This window comes from Paraburkholderia sp. BR14374, assembly GCF_040948685.1.
GTDB classification, from domain to species: domain Bacteria; phylum Pseudomonadota; class Gammaproteobacteria; order Burkholderiales; family Burkholderiaceae; genus Paraburkholderia; species Paraburkholderia youngii.
In genome coordinates this window covers 1-3261 of record NZ_JBFPKF010000080.1, presented here as the reverse complement: position 1 = coordinate 3261, position 3261 = coordinate 1, and the positions used below count along the sequence as shown (strand labels likewise).

Here is a 3261-nt window from a genome sequence, read left to right as displayed (position 1 = left end):
GATCGCTGGGTGTTCCAGCAGGATCCCGTTCGCTACCGCAATCACCTCGCGCTCGTTGATCGCTTACTGGCTGGGCAGATCCAGCCACCCGACCTGAGGGGTGCGTTGAAGTACATGGAACTCGCACCGGGCGAAATTGGCGATGACGCGCACCATTACGCGTGGGTCAAGGCGTACTGCGACAAGCTTTACGAAGAAAAGGCTGCATGAGCGGCGATTCAATGGAGGGCGATATGGCTCTTGTCCCTGTGATTTCCAATTTTCAGTACGACTTCGTACTGCAACTCGTAACCGTGGATACCGACAATTCCATGGACGAGATCGCCGTCGCAGCATCTCAACATTCGGTGGGCCGGCGAGTAGCGCCTCAACCCGACAAGGTGATCCGCGTGCGTCGCCAAGGTAGCAAGCAGTTCTATCCGCGCAACGCGAAACTCGCCGAGACCGACATCAAGCCGATGGAAACGCTGGAATTCATCTTTTGCGATGATTGAGGGCGACATGAAATTTCGGAAAGTTTGCACTCTCGATGACCTGTGGGAAGCGGAGATGACCGAGGTGGAAGTGGATGGCCACGTGATCGTGTTGGTACGTCCCGAAGGCGGCGAGCCGCGCGGCTTTCAGGGCATTTGTCCGCACCACGACATTCGGCTCGTTGAAGGAAAATTCGATGGCCGCGTGCTGACGTGCCGGGCTCATCAGTGGACCTTCGACGCAAATACGGGCAAAGGAATCAATCCGGGTGACTGTCGTCTCGCCGAATATGCCGTGAAGCTCCAAGGCGACGATCTTCTGATTGCCGTAGAAGGCGTTCATGCGCTCTTTGCCCATTCCTGAGTCCGCAGGGGAACACAGCATGATCGTTGACAAGACCGCTGAAGCTTACCGTAACAACCGCGTGGGTCCCGTGCTTCGCGCGAGCAGCATCACGGCCGGCGTCATCGAAGCCGCGCACGAGGACAACCCCGGCAAGGTGATCCGCGTGGACGACAAGCTCGCATATGTGCGCATCGACGCGGACGGCGAACTGATCCTATGCCGCGCGACGTTGGAGGAAGCGCTGGGTCGGCCGTTCAGGATGTCCGAACTCGAAGTCAATCTCAGCTCGTTCGCGGGCCGCATCGAGACGACCGACGAGTATGTGCGTTTCTACTACGAAAAGACGCTTTAAGGAAGGTCTGCCGAAGTCCTGGCATTGACGCCCGTTCAGCTATCCTGGAAGCATCACGAATTAGTTGGGTAGAAGTGTATTGTCGCAGTTCCCTGGATCTTTCAACCACGTGGAAATCCGAATCTTCTCGAGGCGATGCGGCGTGTTGTGCCCTGGTCGGAGCTGATTTGTGCTGATCGAGCCGCATTTATCCGCCAGGCAAAAACGGACGACCACCTTTCCCGATCGCGACGATGCCGCAAATTCGGTTTATGCAGCACGGGTTCGCTCTGTCGGATCCTGCAATGGAAGAGGCGCTGTATCGCGAGTCCCGGGGTCTCGACGGCGGCATCGTGCACTGGACCGGAGCGATCATCCGGACGCTATACGCGATCACATCGACCGGCTCAAGGCAGAGACCCGTGCCAAGGTTAAGCATCCCTTTCCCATCATCAAGCGACAGTTCGGCTATGCGAGGGCCCGATATATGGGTTTGGTGAAAAAATGCTATCCAGACGACGCGGTCTGCTCTGAGCGATTTATGGATGTTGCGCAGAGCTTTAAAACGCTGAAGATCTGGCCGGTGCGGTCATGTGTTTCACCGGCACGGCACCTGATGGGTGACTCTGCTGGGAAATCTCCACACAAGAATGTCGTGGCCGTTCAGACTGCGATGAGTGTGGAGTCACCGCTGCAAAAACGACCTCTGCAGACCTTTTCTTAACTGGAGACAATCATGACGCATCCAGAAGTCCTCAAGCCACTGAAAACATGGAGCCATCTGGCGGCCCGGCGGCGCAAGCCAAGCGAGTACGAGATCGTCACGACCAATCTGCACTACACGACCGACAATCCCGATGCGCCGTTCGAGCTCGATCCGAACTTCGAAATGGCGCAATGGTTCAAGCGAAACCGCAATGCATCCCCGCTGACTCGGCCCGACTGGAATGCGTTCCGCGATCCTGACGAGCTCGTCTACCGCACCTACAACATGCTCCAGGACGGGCAGGAAACGTATGTCTTCGGGCTGCTAGACCAGTTCTCCGCACGCGGTCACGACAGCATGCTCGCACACACTTGGGCGGGTACGCTCGCGCGCCACTACACGCCCGCCCGCTTCCTGTTCCATGCACTGCAAATGGGCTCGGCGTATCTGACCCAGATGGCGCCCGCTTCCACGATCTCAAACTGCGCCGCTTACCAAACAGCGGACACGCTGCGCTGGCTCACTCACACGGCGTATCGCACCAAAGAGCTGTCGCAGACGTTCGGCGACCTCGGCTTCGGCACTGATGAGCGGCACTACTGGGAGGACGATCCGGCATGGCAGGGCTGGCGCAATCTCGTCGAGCACGCACTCACAGCATGGGACTGGGCGGAGAGCTTCGCCGCGCTGAACCTCGTCGCGCGCCCGGCGGTGGAAGAAACCGTTTTGCGAAGCCTCGGAGTGGCTGCGCGGCACAACGGCGATACGCTGCTCGGCCTCATCACCGATGCGCAGTTGATCGACGCCCAGCGCCATCGGCGTTGGGCCGCCGAACTCGTTCGCATGGCGCTCGAGGAGCAAAAGAACCGCGCGGTGCTGACGGCTTGGGTGAGCAAGTGGGAGCCGCTCGCCGACAAAGCTATCGCGGCGTGGTGCATTGCTCTCCCCGACGCACCGGACGCCAGCGCGCGCGCGAAAAACGCCACGCGCGAGTTCAGGCGCGCCGTCGGTATATGAGTGTCGGCACGAGCCGGCGGAGCATCGAAAGCGACGTGCTTGAGTTGTCCCCATCGACGATTGCTTCGTCGTCTGTACCGACGAATGTGGGCGCCGAGACGGCTCTACCGCAGATTCAGTCCTTGATGGCGATCAAGACACATTCAAGCAGATGAAAATCAATCGAGAAGAGCCTGATATTCTGTAGGCAACTGAGCCGACCTCGCCGGAGCAACGGGTTGCCGGACCGGGAGCATTCTGACGCGCACCACATCCAGCGCGCGTTTTTGACCCATTATGCGATCTCTGTCGCAAGATCGTGGAGGCGCCGCCTTCGTGTCCGGATCGCGCACACTGGAGCTTCATCATGCTGAACCGGGAACAGATTGCCGCAATCCAAAACGTAACG

4 protein-coding genes and 3 pseudogenes are annotated in these 3261 nt (G+C 58.9%); all 7 read left to right on the top strand.

Annotated elements, in window-relative coordinates:
* Nucleotides 1-210, top strand: a pseudogene (locus tag AB3X86_RS37940) (toluene monooxygenase); the annotation flags it as partial.
* 23 nt (nucleotides 211-233) lie between these two features.
* The gene (locus tag AB3X86_RS37935) at nucleotides 234-494 is read left to right on the top strand and encodes a toluene-4-monooxygenase system B family protein (protein WP_368599865.1); all 261 of its coding nucleotides are present in this window, start codon (nucleotides 234-236) and stop codon (nucleotides 492-494) included.
* 7 nt (nucleotides 495-501) lie between these two features.
* Nucleotides 502-837, top strand: coding sequence for a Rieske 2Fe-2S domain-containing protein (locus AB3X86_RS37930; protein WP_176112225.1), 336 nt, complete (start codon nucleotides 502-504; stop codon nucleotides 835-837).
* A 19-nt stretch (nucleotides 838-856) separates the two neighbouring features.
* Nucleotides 857-1171 (top strand): MmoB/DmpM family protein, encoded by a 315-nt coding sequence (locus tag AB3X86_RS37925; RefSeq protein WP_013094443.1) that lies wholly within the window; start codon nucleotides 857-859, stop codon nucleotides 1169-1171.
* A gap of 74 nt (nucleotides 1172-1245) precedes the next feature.
* Nucleotides 1246-1467: pseudogene (locus tag AB3X86_RS37920) on the top strand (IS5/IS1182 family transposase); the annotation flags it as partial.
* A 92-nt stretch (nucleotides 1468-1559) separates the two neighbouring features.
* Nucleotides 1560-1722 (top strand): annotated as a pseudogene (locus tag AB3X86_RS37915) (IS5/IS1182 family transposase); the annotation flags it as partial.
* 164 nt (nucleotides 1723-1886) lie between these two features.
* Entirely contained in the window at nucleotides 1887-2873 is a 987-nt protein-coding gene (locus tag AB3X86_RS37910) for an aromatic/alkene monooxygenase hydroxylase subunit beta (RefSeq protein ID WP_368599864.1), read from the top strand.
* The last annotated feature ends 388 nt before the right edge of the window (nucleotides 2874-3261 follow it).